Origin of the sequence: Streptomyces sudanensis (genome assembly GCF_023614315.1) — a bacterium.
In the GTDB taxonomy this organism is placed as follows: domain Bacteria; phylum Actinomycetota; class Actinomycetes; order Streptomycetales; family Streptomycetaceae; genus Streptomyces; species Streptomyces sudanensis.
On record NZ_CP095474.1, the window covers coordinates 829,176 to 844,305 of the forward strand.

General features: G+C 74.5%; 14 protein-coding genes. 8 read left to right on the forward strand and 6 right to left on the reverse strand.

Annotated elements, in window-relative coordinates; genetic code table 11:
• Nucleotides 1-15: 15 nt before the first annotated feature.
• Nucleotides 16-537 (forward strand): DUF6542 domain-containing protein, encoded by a 522-nt coding sequence (locus MW084_RS03690; RefSeq protein ID WP_420833757.1) that lies wholly within the window; start codon nucleotides 16-18, stop codon nucleotides 535-537.
• 409 nt (nucleotides 538-946) lie between these two features.
• Here the strand turns inward: MW084_RS03690 and MW084_RS03695 are convergent, their stop codons facing one another.
• The 3 genes from MW084_RS03695 to xseA all read right to left on the reverse strand — a co-directional run bounded on the left by MW084_RS03695 (nucleotide 947) and on the right by xseA (nucleotide 3,210).
• The gene (locus MW084_RS03695) at nucleotides 947-1,537 is read right to left on the reverse strand and encodes a malonic semialdehyde reductase (protein WP_010474217.1); all 591 of its coding nucleotides are present in this window, start codon (nucleotides 1,535-1,537) and stop codon (nucleotides 947-949) included.
• 118 nt (nucleotides 1,538-1,655) lie between these two features.
• Entirely contained in the window at nucleotides 1,656-1,967 is a 312-nt protein-coding gene (locus MW084_RS03700; RefSeq protein ID WP_078572044.1) for an exodeoxyribonuclease VII small subunit, read from the reverse strand.
• Between the two features lie 10 nt (nucleotides 1,968-1,977).
• Nucleotides 1,978-3,210, reverse strand: coding sequence for an exodeoxyribonuclease VII large subunit (xseA, locus tag MW084_RS03705; protein ID WP_010474215.1), 1,233 nt, complete (start codon nucleotides 3,208-3,210; stop codon nucleotides 1,978-1,980).
• A 136-nt stretch (nucleotides 3,211-3,346) separates the two neighbouring features.
• Between xseA and MW084_RS03710 the strand changes: the two genes are divergently transcribed.
• Together MW084_RS03710 and ppgK are read left to right on the forward strand one after the other, a co-directional pair.
• Nucleotides 3,347-4,330, forward strand: a complete 984-nt coding sequence (locus MW084_RS03710; RefSeq protein ID WP_010474214.1) for a 4-hydroxy-3-methylbut-2-enyl diphosphate reductase — start codon at nucleotides 3,347-3,349, stop codon at nucleotides 4,328-4,330.
• A 78-nt stretch (nucleotides 4,331-4,408) separates the two neighbouring features.
• Nucleotides 4,409-5,149 (forward strand): polyphosphate--glucose phosphotransferase, encoded by a 741-nt coding sequence (gene ppgK, locus MW084_RS03715; RefSeq protein WP_010474212.1) that lies wholly within the window; start codon nucleotides 4,409-4,411, stop codon nucleotides 5,147-5,149.
• Between the two features lie 43 nt (nucleotides 5,150-5,192).
• Here ppgK and MW084_RS03720 read toward each other — a convergent pair whose 3' ends face one another.
• Nucleotides 5,193-5,708 carry a DUF4245 domain-containing protein gene (locus MW084_RS03720; protein ID WP_276551988.1) on the reverse strand — a complete coding sequence of 172 codons (516 nt, stop codon included), beginning with the start codon at nucleotides 5,706-5,708 and terminating at the stop codon, nucleotides 5,193-5,195.
• A 135-nt stretch (nucleotides 5,709-5,843) separates the two neighbouring features.
• On the opposite strand from MW084_RS03720, the gene glpX reads away from it, so the two are divergent.
• Nucleotides 5,844-6,875, forward strand: a complete 1,032-nt coding sequence (gene glpX, locus MW084_RS03725; protein WP_010474208.1) for a class II fructose-bisphosphatase — start codon at nucleotides 5,844-5,846, stop codon at nucleotides 6,873-6,875.
• Between the two features lie 114 nt (nucleotides 6,876-6,989).
• On the opposite strand, the gene MW084_RS03730 is transcribed toward glpX, so the two are convergent.
• Nucleotides 6,990-7,364 carry a WhiB family transcriptional regulator gene (locus MW084_RS03730; RefSeq protein WP_010474207.1) on the reverse strand — a complete coding sequence of 125 codons (375 nt, stop codon included), beginning with the start codon at nucleotides 7,362-7,364 and terminating at the stop codon, nucleotides 6,990-6,992.
• Nucleotides 7,365-7,526: 162 nt separating this feature from the next.
• Nucleotides 7,527-8,147, reverse strand: coding sequence for a DUF1707 SHOCT-like domain-containing protein (locus tag MW084_RS03735; RefSeq protein WP_050986847.1), 621 nt, complete (start codon nucleotides 8,145-8,147; stop codon nucleotides 7,527-7,529).
• A gap of 200 nt (nucleotides 8,148-8,347) precedes the next feature.
• On the opposite strand from MW084_RS03735, the gene MW084_RS03740 reads away from it, so the two are divergent.
• The 4 genes from MW084_RS03740 (at nucleotide 8,348) to MW084_RS03755 (ending at nucleotide 14,926) form a co-directional block, all read left to right on the forward strand.
• Nucleotides 8,348-10,021 carry a fumarate hydratase gene (locus MW084_RS03740; RefSeq protein WP_029553773.1) on the forward strand — a complete coding sequence of 558 codons (1,674 nt, stop codon included), beginning with the start codon at nucleotides 8,348-8,350 and terminating at the stop codon, nucleotides 10,019-10,021.
• 255 nt (nucleotides 10,022-10,276) lie between these two features.
• Nucleotides 10,277-11,704, forward strand: coding sequence for a class II fumarate hydratase (locus MW084_RS03745; protein ID WP_010474204.1), 1,428 nt, complete (start codon nucleotides 10,277-10,279; stop codon nucleotides 11,702-11,704).
• A gap of 108 nt (nucleotides 11,705-11,812) precedes the next feature.
• On the forward strand, nucleotides 11,813-12,541 hold the full coding sequence (gene fomD / locus MW084_RS03750) for a cytidylyl-2-hydroxypropylphosphonate hydrolase (protein ID WP_029553772.1): 729 nt from the start codon (nucleotides 11,813-11,815) through the stop codon (nucleotides 12,539-12,541).
• Between the two features lie 246 nt (nucleotides 12,542-12,787).
• Complete coding sequence (locus MW084_RS03755) at nucleotides 12,788-14,926, forward strand: SpoIIE family protein phosphatase (protein WP_010474202.1); 2,139 nt, start codon at nucleotides 12,788-12,790, stop codon at nucleotides 14,924-14,926.
• The last annotated feature ends 204 nt before the right edge of the window (nucleotides 14,927-15,130 follow it).

Here is a 15,130-nt window from a genome sequence, read left to right on the forward strand (position 1 = left end):
GTCCCGCGTAGGCGGGTGCGGCCGGGTCGGGGCGGCGCGGGAGCCGCGCCCCGGCCGGGGCGGCGGGAAGGCGGGGCCCCCGGCTCGGCGGTCCGGGCGCGCGGAGGGGTGCCCACACTGGCGAGGCGGCTGCTCGGGTTCCGGCTCACCGGACTCGGCGGGGGCCTCTTCGCGGCTGTCGCCATGCTGCTCGTCGGGTGCCTCGACGGCTTGCTGTTCGACGGTTCGCCGCTCGTGTACGGGCTGCTGTTCCTGCCGGTCAGCGCGGCGACCGCGCTCTGGGTGCGGGGCGCCGACCTGGTCTCGGCGCCGATCGGCGTACCCATCGCGTTCGCCGTCGGGGTGATCCCGATCGCGGGCGGGGAGGGCGGGGCGGGCGGCCACGCGATGGCCCTGGTGACCGCCCTCGCCGTACACGCCGGGTGGCTGTACGGCGGGACGCTGGTGGCCGGGGTCATCACCTGCGTGCGGAAGGTCCGGCTGATGGAGCGGCGCCGTCAGGCGGTCGCCCGGGCGGCGGCCCAGCGGCGGCCCTGAGCCCGTACACCGCTCCCCCGCCGCCTCTTCTCCCGCCACTTCTTCTCCCGCCACTTCTTCTCCCGCCTCCTCTTCTCCCGCCGCCCCGTCTCCCACCGCCCCTTCTTCCGCCGGGGCGCGGGAGGCGGGCGGTCATTCCTGGCCGGGCACACAGGGAAGGCATGCTCCGATCACCGGAAGCGCGGAAGGCGGATACGCCCCCGACCACCGGGAACGCGGAAGGCGGATACGCCCCCGACCACCGGAAGCGCGGAAGAAGCCCTCCACCACCGGGAACGCGGAAGGCGAGCACGCCAGCACCACCAGGGACGCCGGAGGCGGCACCTCCACCACCGGGAACGCAAAAGGCGGCCCCGCGGCACCAGGGGGGTGGTGCCGCGGGGCCGCCGGTCCGTGGCCGCGGGAGGGGTCAGACGGTGGTGACGACCTCGTCGTACTCCAGGCGCGGGGAGCGCGGGTGCCAGGCGTCGTCGCCGGGCTTGCCGATGTTGACGATCATCAGCGGCGTGTGGTCCCCGTCCAGGAACTCCTTCTGGACGCCCGCGAAGTCGAAGCCGGTCATCGGGCCGGCCGCGAGGCCCGCCGCGCGCACGCCGACGATGAAGTAGCCGGCCTGGAGGGCGGCGTTCATGGCGGCGTTCGACTCGCGGACCGGGCGCTCGGCGAAGAAGGCGTCCTTGGCCTGGGGGAACGCGGGGAAGAGCTTCGGGAGCTCCTCGTGGAACTCGTTGTCGGCGGCGAGGATCGCGACGAGCGGGGCGGTGGCCGTCTTGGCCCGGTTGCCCTCGGCCATCAGCGGGAGCAGGCGCTCGCGGGCCTCGGCCGAGCGGACGAGGACGATGCGCAGCGGCGTCTGGTTGAACGCGGTCGGGCCGTACTTGACCAGGTCGTAGATCGCCCGGATCTGCTCCTCGGTCACCGGCTCGTCGGTGAACGTGTTGGCCGTGCGGGCCTCGCGGAAGAGCAGGTCCTGGGCGGCGGGGTCGAGGGCGAGCGACATGGGAGGCGCCTTCCGGTGTACGGGGTCGGGAAGCCGCACGGCGGAGCGCCGGGCGACGGCCTCCACCGTACGCCGGAATAGATGAAACTTCAACTAAGTGCGGAGGGTGACCCCTCTCTCACCGCTCCCGGTCCCCGTCCGGCGCGCCGTCCTCCCCGTCGGCGCCCCCTCCCTCCCGGGCGAGCGCCGCGTCCAGCCGCGCCCTGGCGCCCTCCAGCCAGTGACGGCAGACCCTCGCCAGTTCCTCGCCGCGCTCCCAGAGCGCCAGCGCCTCCTCCAGCGTCGTCCCGCCCGCCTCCAGGCGGCGCACCACGTCGACCAGCTCGTCACGCGCCTGCTCGTACCCGATCACCGCGCCGCCCGCCGCCGGCGCCGCCCCGTCCGCCGTCTCCACAGCCGTCTCCGCAGTCGTGTCCTGTGCCCTCGCCATGCGCTCCACCCTACGGCCGGGGTCCGACACCGCCGTCGTCCGCGCGCCGCACCGCGAACTCGCCGGCCGCGACCCGCGCCCGCAGCTCCTCGCCCGGCCCCACCTCGTCCGGCGAGCGCACCACCGCGCCGTCCGGCCGCTGGAGCACGGCGTACCCCCGCTCCAGGGTGGCCGCCGGCGACAGCGCCACCACCCGCGCACGGGTGTGGACCAGCTCCGAGTCGGCCCGGTCCAGCAGGTGCCCCAGCACCCGCCGGCTCCGCGCCAGCAGCGCCTCGACCTGCTCCCGGCGCTCCTCGACCATCCGCAGCGGATGCTCCATCACCGGCCGGGCCAGCGCGTGCGCCAGGCCCCGCTCCTCCCGCTCCAGCAGCCCCCGTACGCCGCGCAGCGCCCGGTCCCGCAGCAGGCGTACCCGCTCCAGCTCCTCCCGCACGTCCGGGACGACCTTCTTCGCCGCGTCCGTCGGCGTCGCCGCCCGCAGGTCGGCGACCAGGTCCAGCAGCGGCGAGTCCGGTTCGTGCCCGATCGCGGAGACCACCGGCGTACGGCACTCGGCGACCGCCCGTACGAGCTGCTCGTCGGAGAACGGCAGCAGGTCCTCGACGCTGCCGCCGCCGCGCGCGACGACGATCACGTCGACCTCCTCCACGCCGTCCAGCTCCCGCACCGCCCGCACCACCTGCGGCACCGCGTGGACGCCCTGCACCGCGACGTTGCGCACCTCGAAGCGGACCGCCGGCCAGCGGCGCCGCGCCACCTCCAGCACGTCCCGCTCCGCGGCCGACGCCCGGCCGCACACCAGGCCGACCAGCCGCGGCAGGAACGGCAGCGGGCGCTTGAGCTCCGCCGCGAACAGCCCCTCCGCGGCCAGCGACCGCTTCAGCTGCTCCAGCCTCGCCAGCAGCTCCCCGACGCCGACAGGCCGCACCTCCGCGGCCCGCAGCGACAACTGGCCGCGCGGCGCGTACCACTCCGGCTTGGCGTGCACCACGACCCGCGCGCCCTCGGACACGACGTCGGCGACCGCGTCGAACACCTGCCGGTAGCACGTCACGCTCACCGAGACGTCCTGCGAGGGGTCGCGCAGCGTCATGAACACCACCCCGGCGCCGGGCCGCCGCGACAACTGCGTGATCTGGCCCTCGACCCAGACGGCGCCGAGCCGGTCGACCCACCCCCCGATGAGCCGGGACACCTGGCCGACGGGCAGCGGGGCTTCGGCGGACGTAGTCAGTGGCATACCGGGAGCGTACGCGCCGCCGCCGACAACCCGCCGCGCCCGCCCGCGGGGAGGTCCCGCCTCCCCCTCGCGGCGCTCCCCGCGGCGCCCGCCCGCGGGGATCTCCGGCCGGTCCGCACGCCCTTACGATGGGGGCATGACTCCTACGCCCCCCGCCCGCCGGGTCCTCCTCGCCGCTCCGCGCGGCTACTGCGCGGGCGTGGACCGCGCCGTGATCGCCGTCGAGAAGGCCCTGGAGCAGTACGGCGCGCCGATCTACGTGCGGCACGAGATCGTCCACAACAAGTACGTCGTGCAGACCCTGGAGAAGAAGGGCGCGATCTTCGTCGAGGAGACGCAGGAGGTGCCCGAGGGCTCCATCGTGATGTTCTCCGCGCACGGCGTCGCCCCGGTCGTCCACGAGGAGGCGGCCGAGCGGAAGCTCGCGACCATCGACGCGACCTGCCCGCTGGTCACCAAGGTCCACAAGGAGGCCGTGCGGTTCGCCCAGGAGGACTACGACATCCTCCTCATCGGCCACGAGGGGCACGAGGAGGTCATCGGCACCTCCGGCGAGGCCCCCGACCACATCCAGCTGGTCGACGGCCCCGGCGACGTGGCGAAGGTCGAGGTGCGCGACCCCTCCAGGGTCGTCTGGCTGTCGCAGACCACGCTGTCGGTCGACGAGACGATGGAGACGGTCGACGCGCTGAAGGAGAAGTTCCCGCTGCTGGTCTCCCCGCCGAGCGACGACATCTGCTACGCCACGCAGAACCGCCAGCTCGCCGTGAAGCAGATGGGCGCCGAATCGGACCTGGTGATCGTCGTCGGCTCGCGCAACTCGTCGAACTCCAAGCGCCTCGTCGAGGTCGCGGAGCTGGCCGGCGCCCGCGCGGCGTACCTGGTCGACTTCGCCGACGAGATCGAGGAGGAGTGGCTGGAGGGCGTGTCGACGGTCGGCGTCACGTCCGGCGCGTCGGTGCCCGAGGTGCTGGTCGAGGGCGTCCTGGAGTGGCTGGCGCAGCGCGGCTTCGAGGACGTGGAGATCGTGAGGACGGCGGAGGAGACCATCACCTTCTCGCTGCCGAAGGAGCTGCGCCGCGACCTGCGCGCCGAGGCCGCCGCGCTGGCGGAGGGCTGAGGGCCGCCCCGGCCCTCCGGTCCTCCGGTCCCGCGGTCCTCGCGGTGCGTGCCGCCGCCTCGCCGTAACGTGGTGTCCATGAACGTCTTCGGAGTGGACATCGGCGGGTCGGGGATCAAGGGCGCTCCCGTGGACCTGGAGCGCGGCGATCTGGCCGGGCCCCGCCACAAGGTACTGACCCCGCGGCCCGCGACGCCGTCCGACGTCGCGGGCCGCGTCGCGGAGGTGGTGGCGCACTTCGGCTGGTCGGGGCCGGTCGGGGTGACGTTCCCCGGCGTGGTGACGGGCTCGACGATCCGCACGGCCGCCAACGTCGACAAGGGCTGGATCGGCGTGGACGCCGCGGTGCTGCTGGGCGAACGCCTCGGCGGGCTGCCGGTGACGGTGCTGAACGACGCGGACGCGGCGGGCGTCGCCGAGATGACGCACGGCGCGGGCCGGGGCCGCACCGGCACGGTGATCATGCTGACGTTCGGCACGGGCATCGGCAGCGCCCTCTTCGTCGACGGCCGCCTGGTGCCCAACACCGAGCTGGGCCACCTCGAACTGAACGGCCGGGAGGCGGAGAAGCACGCCTCGACGAAGGCCAAGGAGGACGAGGACCTCGAGTGGCCGGAGTGGGCGGACCGGGTGCGGGAGTACCTCGCCCACCTGGAGATGCTCTTCTCGCCGGAGCTGTTCGTCGTGGGCGGCGGAGTGAGCCGCAAGGCCGAGAGGTTCCTGCCGCTGCTCGACGGCGTGCGGGCGGAGGTCGTCCCGGCACGGCTGCAGAACAACGCCGGCATCGTGGGCGCGGCGATGGCCGCGGCCGGCCGCTAGCCGGACCGGCGCGGCGCCCGCCGGCCGGGCGCCGCGCCCCGGTTCAGCCCCGCTCCGTCCTGAGCGCCGCGGCCATCTGCCCCAGCCGCTCGAAGGACGCCGTGCCGGTGACCACCGTCGTCACGCCCTTCCCGCGCAGCACCAGGGCGTCGTACTTGGGGCCCTCCCAGCGCTCCCAGGCCCGCCCGGCGACCTGCTGCACCCGGCCGGTGTCCCGCGCGTCGTGGGTGACGTCGGTGACGTACCTCACCGGGGACTCGGTGGACTGCTCCACGGCCACGTACTCGCGCTCCGGCGTCAGGAAGCCCAGGTGCCAGGCGTCGGCCTCCCGGCGGTCGTACGAGACGGACGTCGGCCGCCAGCCCTCGCCCAGGCCCCGCGGGGCGGCGACCGGGTAGGGCGCGGCGCGCTGGGCCGTCACCAGCTCGACGCGGTAGTCGACCGGCTTCAGCGGGTCCGCCGTGTCGTCGTGCGGGACGAAGAGGTAGATGACTCCCGCCGCGGCGCAGATCACCGTCATCGACTGGAACATCCCGCGCACTGTCTGCTTGCCTCGCATACCTGCCACCCCCCCATGGTCGCACCCGGGCCCCGCGCTCATACGTGGGCCCCTCTGCTCAGTTTGTCGACGTACCGATAGAGTCACAGCACCGTCTTCACCACCGGCCGTCGCCGTACAGAAAGGTGCGCTCCGATGACCGAGCATCATCTGCCGTCCGAGCTCGTGGTCTCCCCCGAGGCTCCCGACCGCAACCTCGCCCTGGAACTGGTCCGGGTCACCGAGGCCGCCGCGATGGCGGCGGGCCGCTGGGTCGGCCGGGGTGACAAGAACGGCGCCGACGGCGCGGCCGTGCGCGCCATGCGCACCCTCGTCTCCACCGTGTCGATGAACGGCGTCGTGGTCATCGGCGAGGGCGAGAAGGACGAGGCCCCGATGCTGTTCAACGGCGAGCGGATCGGCGACGGCACCGGCGCCGAGTGCGACATCGCCGTGGACCCGATCGACGGGACCACGCTCACCGCGAAGGGCATGCCCAACGCGATCGCCGTGCTGGCCGCCGCCGACCGGGGCGCCATGTTCGACCCGTCCGCGGTGTTCTACATGGACAAGCTGGTCACCGGTCCGGACGCGGCGGACTTCGTGGACATCGACGCGCCCGTGGCGGTGAACATCCGCCGCGTCGCCAAGGCGAAGAACTCCTCGCCCGAGGACGTCACCGTCGTCATCCTGGACCGGCCGCGCCACGAGGGCATCGTCCGGGAGATCCGCGAGACGGGCGCCCGGATCAAGTTCATCTCGGACGGCGACGTGGCCGGCTCCATCATGGCGGTCCGCGACGGCACCGGCGTCGACATGCTGATGGGCATCGGCGGCACGCCCGAGGGGATCATCAGCGCCTGCGCCATCAAGTGCCTGGGCGGCACCATCCAGGGCAAGCTGTGGCCGAAGGACGAGGCGGAGCGGCAGCGCGCCCTGGACGCGGGCCACGACCTGGACCGGGTGCTGTCCACGGAGGACCTGGTCCGCGGCGACAACGTCTTCTTCGTGGCGACCGGCATCACCGACGGCGAGCTGCTGCGCGGCGTCCGCTACCGCTCCGAGACGGCGACGACCTCGTCGCTCGTGATGCGCTCCAAGTCCGGCACGATCCGGCAGATCGACTCGACGCACCGGCTGTCGAAGCTGCGCGCGTACAGCACGATCGACTTCGACCGGGCGAAGTAGCCGCCGGAGGGCCGGGCCGGCGGCGGTACGGAGAAGGGGCGCTCCCCCGTGCGGGGAGCGCCCCTTCCCGTGCGGTCCGTGCCGCGCGGTCCGCCGCGCCGTCGCCCGGTCGCGTCAGCCGGCGGCGGCGATCCGCCGGTCGGCCGACGCGGCCTTCTTCAGCTCCACCTCGCGGCGCCGGCGGCGGGCCAGCACCACCCGGCGCTCGGCGGCGGTCAGGCCGCCCCACACGCCGTACGGCTCGGGCTGGAGCAGGGCGTGCTCGCGGCAGTCGACCATCACGGGGCAGCGGGCGCAGACCTGCTTGGCGGCCTCCTCGCGGGCGAGCCGCGCGGCCGTGGGCTCCTTCGACGGGGCGAAGAAGAGCCCCGCCTCGTCGCGGCGGCACACCGCCTCCGTGTGCCAGGGCCCCGCCTCGTCCTGCCGCGCCGGAACGCGCTGGGACGGGACGGCGGCGACCTGGAGGGGCTGATGCGGCAGTTGCAGCACGGTCTACTCCTGACGACGGCTTACGCGGGAGAGAGAGACGATGCAGCAAGCCCTACCCGCTGTACGCACGCCTATGCACTGCGTCGCACGTACTTCCAGAGCGCGGACCGGACCATGGCCGAAAGACGACGGCCGGCGGAGGTGTTCCGGGGCCGTCCGCCGTCAGTGGCCGAGGTGCTTGCGGAGCTTTTCGTGGAGGAGGTCGGCGACGCGCTTGCCGCGCCGGGGGCGGGCCTCGACGCTGCCGAAGACCGAGTAGCCGTTGACCACCACGACCGGCGCCTCCGGGTCGGCGGTCTCCACCGCCCGCACCTCGAAGTTGCCGAAGACGCCCGTGCCGTTGCCCCGCAGGGAGACGTTCTCGGGGACGCGGACCTCGACGCTGCCGAAGACGGAGACGGCGTCGATGGTGGTGAGGCGCTGCGCGAAGGTGGCCTCGGTGAGGTCGATCTCGATGTTCCCGAACAGGGAGAACGCCGTGATCCGGGGCGCGACGCGCCAGTGGCCCCGGCGGGTGTTGCCGGAGAACACGGCGATCAGCCGCTCCCCCGCGCCGCCCGTGTCGTCCGCGCCGTACGCCACCTCGGCGCGGGGCCCGGCGGCGGGCGCGGGGGACGGCACGGCGGGCAGGTCGCCGACGAGCGGCTCCAGTTCGGCGAGGGTCTTCGCGCGGTACACCGCGTCGACGCGCTCCTCGTGCTCCTGGGCGTCGATGCGCCCCTCGGCCAGCGCGTCCCGCAGGATGTCGGCGATCCGGTCGCGGTCGGCGTCCGACGCGCGCATCGCCGGGGCGGGCCGCGGGGCGCGGAGGTCGGGCTGCTTCCGGAACTGCTCTTCGGGCTCCACGGCCTCAGCCTAACGAAACACGCCGGACGGCGGCCAGGGAGGGACGGGCCTCACCCCACGGGCCGGGGCGCCCGCCGACGTTCTAGGCTGGTGGCGCGTCGCCAAGGGAGGCCGCGCCGCTGTCTGCCGAGTGAGGAATGGCCGTCATGCCCGAGTTTGCGTACTCCGATCTGCTCCCGCTGGGAGAGGACACCACGCCCTACCGCCTGGTGACCTCCGAGGGCGTGTCCACCTTCGAGGCCGGCGGGCGGACGTTCCTCAAGGTGGAACCGGAGGCGCTGCGCAGGCTGGCCGAGGAGGCCGTCCACGACATCCAGCACTACCTGCGCCCCGCGCACCTCGCGCAGCTCCGGAAGATCGTCGACGACCCGGAGGCGTCGGCGAACGACAAGTTCGTGGCGCTGGACCTGCTGAAGAACGCCAACATCGCCGCCGCCGGCGTCCTGCCGATGTGCCAGGACACGGGCACCGCGATCGTCATGGGCAAGCGCGGCCAGAACGTGCTGACCGAGGGCCGCGACGAGGAGGCCCTGTCGCGCGGCGTCTTCGACGCCTACACCAGGCTCAACCTGCGGTACTCGCAGATGGCGCCGCTGACGATGTGGGAGGAGAGGAACACCGGCTCCAACCTCCCCGCGCAGATCGAGCTGTACGCGACGGACGGCGACGCGTACAAGTTCCTCTTCATGGCGAAGGGCGGCGGCTCCGCCAACAAGTCCTTCCTGTACCAGGAGACCAAGGCCGTCCTGAACGAGACCTCCATGATGAGGTTCCTGGAGGAGAAGATCCGCTCGCTGGGCACGGCCGCCTGCCCGCCGTACCACCTGGCGATCGTCGTCGGCGGCACCTCCGCCGAGTACGCCCTGAAGACCGCCAAGTACGCCTCCGCGCACTACCTGGACGAGCTGCCCGACAAGGGCTCGGTCCTCGGCCACGGCTTCCGCGACCGGGAGCTGGAGGAGAAGGTCTTCGAGCTGACGCAGCGGATCGGCATCGGCGCGCAGTTCGGCGGCAAGTACTTCTGCCACGACGTGCGGGTGGTGCGCCTGCCGCGGCACGGCGCGTCCTGCCCGGTCGCGATCGCGGTGTCCTGCTCGGCCGACCGCCAGGCCGTCGCGAAGATCACCGCCGAGGGCGTCTTCCTGGAGCAGCTGGAGACCGACCCGGCGCGCTTCCTGCCCGACACGACGGACGAGCACCTCGACGAGGGCGACGTCGTGAGGATCGACCTCAACCAGCCGATGGACGACATCCTCGCCGAGCTGACCAAGTACCCGGTCAAGACCCGCCTGTCGCTGACCGGCCCGCTGGTCGTGGCGCGCGACATCGCGCACGCCAAGATCAAGGAGCGGCTCGACGCGGGCGAGGAGATGCCGCAGTACCTCAAGGACCACCCGGTGTACTACGCCGGTCCGGCCAAGACGCCCGAGGGGTACGCCTCCGGGTCGTTCGGCCCGACGACGGCCGGGCGGATGGACTCGTACGTGGAGCAGTTCCAGGCGGCGGGCGGCTCGAAGGTCATGCTGGCCAAGGGCAACCGCTCGCAGGCGGTGACCGACGCGTGCGCCGCGCACGGCGGCTTCTACCTGGGCTCCATCGGCGGCCCGGCGGCGCGGCTGGCGCAGGACTGCATCAAGAAGGTCGAGGTCGTCGAGTACGAGGAGCTCGGCATGGAGGCGGTCTGGAGGATCGAGGTCGAGGACTTCCCGGCGTTCGTCGTGGTGGACGACAAGGGCAACGACTTCTTCCGGGACCCGGCGCCCGCGCCGACGTTCACGTCGATCCCGGTGCGCGGCCCCGGCCTGGGCTGAGCACGCCGCGTAAGGGCCCGGCCCGCCCCTGCCGCACCGCGGCTCCCGAGGGGCGGGCCGGGCCCTTGAGCGTCCCGCGGCGTCCGGGCCGGCGGCGGGGTCCGCGGGCGGGGTCCGGCCGCGCGTCCGGGTTCCGTGCGGCGCGCGCCAGGGTGCCTCCTGGAAGTCCGGCCCGCCGCGGTCTTCACTGATCGGCGGAGCACGGGGAACACGGCCGACGAGACGGCTGGTCAGATCTTCCGGGAGGTCGGGACGATGACGGACACGAGCGGGCGGCACGGCGGGACCGGTGGCGAGGACGGCCACCGGATCGAGCGGGACTCCATGGGCGAGGTGCGGGTCCCCGCGCACGCCAAGTGGCGGGCGCAGACGCAGCGGGCGGTGGAGAACTTCCCCGTCTCGGGGCAGCGCCTGGAGCGGGCCCACATCGCGGCCCTGGCCCGCGTCAAGGCGGCGGCGGCCAGGGTGAACGCGGAGCTGGGCGTACTGGACCCGGAGATCGCGGAGGCGGTGCGGTCGGCCGCGGCGGAGGTCGCGGAGGGCCGGTGGGACGACCACTTCCCGGTGGACGTCTTCCAGACCGGTTCCGGCACCTCGTCGAACATGAACATGAACGAGGTCCTCGCCACCCTCGCGGCCGAGCGGCTCGGCGGCCGCCCCGTCCACCCCAACGACCACGTCAACGCGTCCCAGTCGTCGAACGACGTGTTCCCCTCGTCCATCCACATCGCGGCGACCGCCGCCGTGACCGGCGACCTGATCCCGGCCCTCGACCACCTCGCCGCCGCCCTGGAACGCAAGTCGGCCGAGTTCGCGGAGGTCGTCAAGTCGGGCCGGACGCACCTGATGGACGCCACCCCGGTGACGCTCGGCCAGGAGTTCGGCGGCTACGCGGCGCAGGTGCGGTACGGGGTGGAGCGGCTGCGGGCCGCGCTGCCGCGCCTCGCGGAGCTGCCGCTGGGCGGCACGGCGGTCGGCACCGGCATCAACACCCCGCCCGGTTTCGCGGCCGCCGTCATCGCCGAGGTGGCGCGGGACACCGGGCTGCCGCTGACCGAGGCCCGCGACCACTTCGAGGCGCAGGGGGCGCGGGACGGGCTGGTCGAGGCGTCGGGGCAGCTCCGCACGATCGCGGTCTCCCTCACCAAGATCGCGAACGACCTGCGGTGGATGGCGTCGGGGCCGCGCACCGGCCTGGCCGAGATCAACCTGCCGGACCTCCAGCCCGGTTCGTCCATCATGCCCGGCAAGGTGAACCCGGTGGTCCCGGAGGCGGTCCTGATGGTCGCCGCGCAGGTCGTCGGCAACGACGCCACGGTGGCGGCGGCCGGCGCGGCCGGGAACTTCGAGCTCAACGTGATGCTCCCGGTCATGGCGAAGAACCTGCTGGAGTCGGTCCGGCTGCTCGCCAACGCCTCCCGGCTCCTCGCGGACCGCACGGTCGACGGGATCACCGCCAACGCCGAGCGGGCCCGCGAGTACGCCGAGTCGTCGCCGTCCGTGGTGACGCCGCTCAACCGGTACATCGGGTACGAGGAGGCGGCGAAGGTCGCCAAGCGGTCGCTGGCCGAGCGGAAGACGATCCGCGAGGTGGTCCTGGAGTCGGGGTACGTGGAGCGGGGCGACCTGACGCTCGAGCAGCTCGACGAGGCGCTCGACGTCCTGCGGATGACCCGCCCCTGACGCTCCCCTACATCTGNNGNCGCCCGCNCNCNGCCNNGGCGCCCGGGCCGGCCGCCCCCGTGACCGGGATCGCGGACGCGCGCCCCCGCGCGGACCTAAGATCTGTTCATGACAGCGGAGACGACGGGTTCGGCGCGGGGGACGGGAGAGGTGCCGGCGGGCCGGGCGCCGGCGGACGGGGCGGGCGGCGGCCCGCGCTGGGCGCCGGGCGACCGGATCCTGTGGCGGTACCGGGACAACGGCGGGGGGCACGTCCACATCTGCCGCCCGGTGACCGTCGTCCAGGACACCCCCGACCTGCTCGCCGTCTGGATGGCGCCGGGCACCGAGTGCGTCAAGCCCGTCCTGGCCGACGGCACGCCCGTGCACGAGGAGCCGCTCGCCACCCGCTACACCGCGCCGCGCACCACCACGCGCACCCGCTGGTCCGGCACGGGCGTGCTGAAGCTGGCCCGCCCGGCCGACCCGTGGTCGGTGTGGCTGTTCTGGGCGGACGGCTGGGAGTTCCGCAGCTGGTACGTCAACCTGGAGGCGCCCCGGGTGCGGTGGTCCGGCGGCGTCGACTCCGAGGACCACTTCCTCGACATCTCCGTCTACCCGGACCGCAGTTGGCTGTGGCGGGACGAGGACGAGTTCGCCCAGGCGCAGCGCGCCGGGCTCGTGGACGCCGCGCAGGCCCGGCGGATACGGCAGGCGGGCGAGGCCGCCGTCGAGGTGGTCCGGGCGTGGGGCGCGCCCTTCGCGGACGGGTGGGAGCACTGGCGCCCGGACCCCCGCTGGACGGTCCCGGAGCTGCCGGCCGACTGGGACCGCGGTCCGGGCCACGCGGCGCCGTGAGACTCTTGATACGTCCCCGGGGGGTAACCGTAGGATCGTCCTCCGCCGGACGGTCGGCCCGGCCATGTTGCGGCAACGGCCGGGCACCGGAGAAGAACTGACTGCGAGTCATCTACGAGGGGGTGGAGCCGTGCCCGAGGCGCGCACGGGTCCGTCGCCCCCCGTCGACGCCGCGCTCGGGGCGGGTACAGCGCCCGACAGAGCGATTGCATCGCCCAACCGGCCCGGACGGACGGAATCCCACGCGTGACGGAGCATCCCACCTCCCACGAAGGCCGGCAGCCGCTCGCTGCCCGGTCTCAGGAACGCACCCGGCCCCGGCAGGAGGCCTCCGAGCCCGCCGAGGACCCCCTCGTGGTCGCGCGCGGCAGGGTCCTCCCCGGCGCCCCCGTGCCCTCCCAGCCGGGTCCGCCGGCCCCGGCGGACTCCCCGGACGGCTCGCGCACCGCGAACGCGGCCCTCGAGGTGTCCCGCGCCGCCCGCGCCGCGGACGCGGTCCGCGCGGCGGCGGGGCCCGGGGACCCGCCCGGCGAGGCGCGGGCGAGGACATGCGCGGACACCGGGCCAGAACGTTCCGGCACCGGCCGGGGGCGGGCGGAGGAGGCGGTGGCCGACGGTACGGCGGACGGCGCCCCGGCGGGCGCCTCCGGGGCGCCGGACCCGGTGGGGACCGCCCGCCGGGAGGGCGACCGGCTGCGGTTCGTGGGCGCCGCGACGCGGCGGATCGCCCGCGGCATCGACCTGGACGAGATCGTGCTGGGCCTGTGCCGGGCCACCGTGCCGACGTTCGCCGACGCGATCCTGGTGTACCTGCGCGACCCGCTGCCGGTCGGTGACGAGCGGCCGGCGGAACCGTTCGTGCTGCGGCTGCGCCGCACGGACCGGCTGCGTTTAGCGGGGGAGGACCCCGGTGACCTGGGGCTGCTCACGGCCGGGCCGGCCGTGCTGCCGGACGTCGAGCAGGGCGCGGCCGCCAAGCTGTGCCGGGTCCGCCCCGGCGGGCCCCTCGCGGAGGTGCTGCGCGGGGTGCGGCCGGTGTCCGGCGACTCCGAGGCCGCCCGGGCGGCGCTGCCGGAGCTGCTCGGCGAGGGGCGCTGCGCGCCTCCCGGGGACCGGGCGATCCTCGCGCCGCTGCGGGGCCGCCGCCGGGTGACCGGCGCCGCGGTGTTCCTGCGCAACCCGGACCGCGTCCCCTTCGAACCGAACGACCTGCTGGTCGCGGCGCAGTTGGCGACGCACACGGCGCTCGGCATCGACAAGGCGGTGCTGTACGGGCGCGAGGCGTACATCGCGGACGAGCTGCAGCGGACGATGCTCCCGGAGAACCTGCCGCAGCCGACCGGCGTACGGCTGGCGTCCCGCTACCTGCCGGCCGCCGAGACCGCGCGGGTCGGCGGCGACTGGTACGACGCGATCCCGCTGCCGGGCAGCCGGGTCGCCCTCGTCGTGGGCGACGTCATGGGCCACTCCATGACCTCGGCCGCGATCATGGGGCAGCTGCGGACCACGGCGCAGACCCTCGCCGGTCTGGACCTGCCGCCGCAGGAGGTGCTGCACCACCTGGACGAGCAGGCGCAGCGGCTCGGCGAGAACCGCATGGCGACCTGCCTGTACGCGGTGTACGACCCGGTCGCGCACCGCATCACCGTCGCCAACGCCGGCCATCCGCCGCCGGTGCTGCTGCACCTCGGCGGCCGGGCGGAGGTGCTGCGGGTCCCGTCGGGCGCGCCGATCGGCGTGGGCGGCGTGGACTTCGAGGCCGTGGAGCTCGGCGCCCCGGCGGGCGCGACGCTGCTGCTGTACACCGATGGGCTCGTCGAGTCGCGGCTGCGGGACGTGTGGACCGGGATCGAGCAGTTGCGCGAGCGACTCGCGGCCACCGCGCGGCTGACGGGCCTGGACCATCCGCCGCCGCTGGAGGCGCTCTGCGACGACGTCCTCGACATGCTCGGGCCCGGCGACCGGGACGACGACATCGCGCTGCTGGCGGCCCGGTTCGACGGGATAACGCCGAGCGACGTGGCGTACTGGTACCTGGACCCGGAGGACGCCGCGCCGGGACGGGCGCGCCGGCTGGCCCGCAGGGCGCTGGAGCGCTGGGACCTGGAGGAGCTGACCGACTCGGTGGAGCTGCTGGTCAGCGAGGTGGTGACGAACGCCGTCCGGTACGCGTCGCGGCCGGTGACGCTGCGGCTGCTGCGGACGGAGGTGCTGCGCTGCGAGGTCGGCGACGACTCGCCCCAGCTGCCGCGGCAGCGCCGGGCGCGGGACACCGACGAGGGCGGGCGCGGCCTGTTCCTGGTCAACCGGCTGGCGCGCCGGTGGGGCGCGACGCGGCTGTCGACCGGCAAGGTCGTCTGGTTCGAGCTGCCGACGCGGGGCTGAGGCGCCGCGGCTCGGGGACCGGTTGCGGATGAGGGGGGCGGCCGTGCGGGCCGCCCCCCTCATCCGTCCGCTCCGTCCGCGCGGGCTACTGCCCGGCGGCCGCGTCCCGGCCGCCGCCGTCCGGGCCCGGCTCCGTGCTCGGCCCGCCGCCGGACTCGCTGGCGCTCGGGGACGGGGGGGACGGGGACGGCGTGGGCGGCGTCG

Coding starts and splice junctions, on each gene's coding strand:
- MW084_RS03735 (WP_050986847.1), bottom strand. CDS start 8,147: ATGCGCGCGTCGGACGCCGACCGCGACCGGATCGCCGACATCCTGCGG.
- MW084_RS03720 (WP_276551988.1), bottom strand. CDS start 5,708: ATGCGAGGCAAGCAGACAGTGCGCGGGATGTTCCAGTCGATGACGGTG.
- MW084_RS03700 (WP_078572044.1), bottom strand. CDS start 1,967: ATGGCGAGGGCACAGGACACGACTGCGGAGACGGCTGTGGAGACGGCG.
- fomD (WP_029553772.1), top strand. CDS start 11,813: ATGACAGCGGAGACGACGGGTTCGGCGCGGGGGACGGGAGAGGTGCCG.
- xseA (WP_010474215.1), bottom strand. CDS start 3,210: ATGCCACTGACTACGTCCGCCGAAGCCCCGCTGCCCGTCGGCCAGGTG.
- MW084_RS03695 (WP_010474217.1), bottom strand. CDS start 1,537: ATGTCGCTCGCCCTCGACCCCGCCGCCCAGGACCTGCTCTTCCGCGAG.
- MW084_RS03740 (WP_029553773.1), top strand. CDS start 8,348: ATGGCCGTCATGCCCGAGTTTGCGTACTCCGATCTGCTCCCGCTGGGA.
- MW084_RS03710 (WP_010474214.1), top strand. CDS start 3,347: ATGACTCCTACGCCCCCCGCCCGCCGGGTCCTCCTCGCCGCTCCGCGC.
- glpX (WP_010474208.1), top strand. CDS start 5,844: ATGACCGAGCATCATCTGCCGTCCGAGCTCGTGGTCTCCCCCGAGGCT.
- MW084_RS03745 (WP_010474204.1), top strand. CDS start 10,277: ATGACGGACACGAGCGGGCGGCACGGCGGGACCGGTGGCGAGGACGGC.
- ppgK (WP_010474212.1), top strand. CDS start 4,409: ATGAACGTCTTCGGAGTGGACATCGGCGGGTCGGGGATCAAGGGCGCT.